The organism is Armatimonas sp. (genome assembly GCF_031410135.1).
In the GTDB taxonomy this organism is placed as follows: Bacteria; Armatimonadota; Armatimonadia; order Armatimonadales; family Armatimonadaceae; genus Armatimonas.
On the sequence record NZ_JANNYP010000648.1, the window covers coordinates 1 to 2,857 of the forward strand.

The window sequence follows — 2,857 nt, forward strand, 5'->3', positions numbered from 1 at the left end:
ACCGTGTGGCCCTCGGGCGCGTAAGCGTCCATAATCATGATACAGGTCTGGGCAAACTCCGGCGCATGAGCCAGGACGCCGCCCGAGCCGATGATCATGTCCAGCGAGAACATGTCCACCAGGGTCTTACCACCAGCGGACTGCTCGAAGATCTCCCCGATATCGCGGGTCTGCTGAACACCGACCATCTCACGGGCGAGGCTCTTGTGGTGCTCGAAGGCGAGGCGAAGGGCCTCACGTGCGGCGGCTTGCTCGATCTGAAGGTCTTTGAGATCCTGCGGAATCGTGGTAGGACGGATCATCTTGTTGCGGAGCTGGTTGCGAATGTAGGAGTCACCCAGATCAAAGGGCAGCCAGCGCTTGATGTTCTCTAGCCCGGCTTCCGTGAGCACGTTACAGATGGAGTAGCTCATCCCAAGGTTAGCCGAGACGGTGCGGTTGTAGATGCCTTTGAAGACCGAAAAGACATCGGTGGTAGCCCCGCCAATGTCCACGCCCAGCACATTAATCTTTCGCTCGCGGGCGATGGTCTCCATGATCTTGCCCACGGCAAGTGGGGTAGACATAATGTCCGAGCTGGTCCAGGTCTTGAGCTTAGAGTAGCCCGGAGCCTGCTGCATGACGTGCTCTAGGAACAGCTCATGGATCTCCTCACGGGCCGGAGGGAGATTCTCTTTTTCCAGGCTCGGGCGCAGGTTGTCCACGATGCGCAAGTCCACCGTGTCGCCGAGAGTCTCGGTGACGGCATCGCGCATGAGCTTGCTCCCTGCAAAGATCACCGGGAGCTTGAGGCCAATCCCGAGGCGCGGCTTGGGATCGGCAGAGCGCAGGATCTCCGCGATCTCCTGCACCTGGGGAATCAAGTTGCCATCGTCGGTGCCGCCGCTCATCAGGATCATGTCCGGGCGCAGGGCACGAATACGTTCGACTTTCTCGTAGTCCTTGCGACCATCATTGACAGCGAGCGTGTCCATAATAATCGCACCGGCTCCGAGCGCCGCACGCTCCGCCGATTCCGCCGACATCTCCTTCACCACACCTGCAACCGTCATCTGCAAGCCACCGCCCGCCGATGAAGTGGAAAGATAGAGATGGGTGTCGGATGTCGTGGGACGGCCATTCGCATCCAGAAAACTCTTGCCCGTGAGCTCTTCCAGCTCCCGAACCGCGTTAGCGACTCCGACGGTCACATCGTCAAAGGGAGCCTCAACCGTCGTCGGAGCCTCGCCACGTGCCACAAGCCGGTAGATACCGTCGGGCTGTCGTTCGATTAAGATTGCCTTGGTGGTCGTCGAGCCACAGTCGGTGGCGACGATACTCTGCACAATTGCCATGATGTTGCATTATACGCGATGGAGTGCGTTTTTCGTGACTTTACCAGAATACGCCATTTCGCAGAGCCCACACCTGTCTCTTAACCGCATAATCGGATACGGAAGTCCAATTTCACTTCCGCCGAAAGGGATAGTAGCATGAGCAATCTTTTTGAGCGTATTGGTGGTGTAGCAGCAGTGGATCTTGCAGTAGACAAGTTCTACCGCCGTGTTCTGGCAGATGACCGGATCAATAGTTTTTTCGAGGGTGTGGACATGGAAAAGCAAGCCGGCAAACAAAAGGCGTTTCTCACCATGGTCTTTGGCGGCCCTCATCACTACACAGGTCTGGACATGCGAGAGGGCCACAAGCACCTTGTAGCACGCGGCCTCAACGACTCACACTTCGATGCTGTGGTCGAGAATCTGGGGGCGACTCTCAAAGAGCTAGGAGTCCCAGACTCGGATATCGCCGAAGTGGCAGCGCTGGCAGAGACCACGCGCAATGATGTGCTGGGTCGCTAGCGCATGGCTACTGTCACGCTAGAAGGGCGCACCTACGACGCAGTCCCTGGCGAGGCGGTTCTGACGACGTTGTTGCGGCAGGGTGAAGCAGTTCCCCACTCCTGCCGTAGCGGCGTCTGTCGCTCCTGTCTTCTGCGAGCGACTCATGGAACCCCGCCCCCCAGCTCCCAAAAACCTCTTAAAAATACCCTGCAAGCCCAAGGTTTTTTCTTGAGTTGCATCGCCACTCCAGAGAGCGATCTCACCGTCGCGCTCCCCTCCGACGACATGATCGGTCACACGAGCGCCCGCTTGCTCTCTCGTGAGCCTCTCGCTCCCGAGATCTTCCGCCTAATATTTCAGACGGAGGAGCCCTTTGCCTTCTTTGCCGGGCAGTTTGTCACGGTGCGCCATAACCACTCAAGCGGGCTACGGCGCTCGTACTCCCTTGCTACCCCCTCCCATAGTGAGGGTTTTCTGGAGCTGCACATTCGGCGACTTCCTGGTGGCCAGCTCAGTAGCTGGCTCTGTGACAAGCTAGAGCTAGGAGCACGTGTGGACCTCTTTGGGCCGGAAGGAAGCTGCTTCTACTTGCCCGATGATCCTACTCGCCCGCTCTTACTGATCGGTACGGGGACGGGCCTCGCGCCTTTGGTTGGCATTGTCCGCGATGCCTTGGCCCAGGGTCACACAGGCCCGATTCAGCTCTTTCACGGCAGTCGCCACGCCGATGGGCTCTACTTGCAAGAGGAGTTGAGAGCGCTTGCCGACACATACCCCAATCTGAGCTACACCGCCTGCACCAGCGCCACGGGCCTTCGCGCCGATGCTACGGCCTTTGCTGCTATCCCGAACACGGCAGGCTGGCGGGTCTATCTCTGCGGCAACCCCGAGATGGTAAGATCCGCGCAGCGCAAGGCGTTTTTGCTCGGTGCGAATCTCACGGATATCTACACGGACCCGTTTGTCCGCGCCGTGACTACTCCATAACGCGGCGTAGCGCTTCGACGACTTGGCTCACGCTAGGAAGAGCGGCGTAC

At 58.7% G+C, this 2,857-nt stretch carries 3 protein-coding genes; 2 read left to right on the forward strand and 1 reads right to left on the reverse strand.

What is annotated here, in order from left to right; all coding sequences use genetic code 11:
• Positions 1-1,334: glutamate mutase L (locus RMO15_RS23685; protein WP_309718249.1), on the reverse strand; the 1,334-nt coding region annotated here is incomplete at its 3' end.
• A 138-nt stretch (positions 1,335-1,472) separates the two neighbouring features.
• Between RMO15_RS23685 and RMO15_RS23690 the strand changes: the two genes are divergently transcribed.
• Positions 1,473-1,838, forward strand: coding sequence for a group 1 truncated hemoglobin (locus RMO15_RS23690; protein WP_309718253.1), 366 nt, complete (start codon positions 1,473-1,475; stop codon positions 1,836-1,838).
• Between the two features lie 3 nt (positions 1,839-1,841).
• On the forward strand, positions 1,842-2,807 hold the full coding sequence (locus RMO15_RS23695; RefSeq protein ID WP_309718256.1) for an FAD-binding oxidoreductase: 966 nt from the start codon (positions 1,842-1,844) through the stop codon (positions 2,805-2,807).
• Positions 2,808-2,857: the final 50 nt, after the last annotated feature.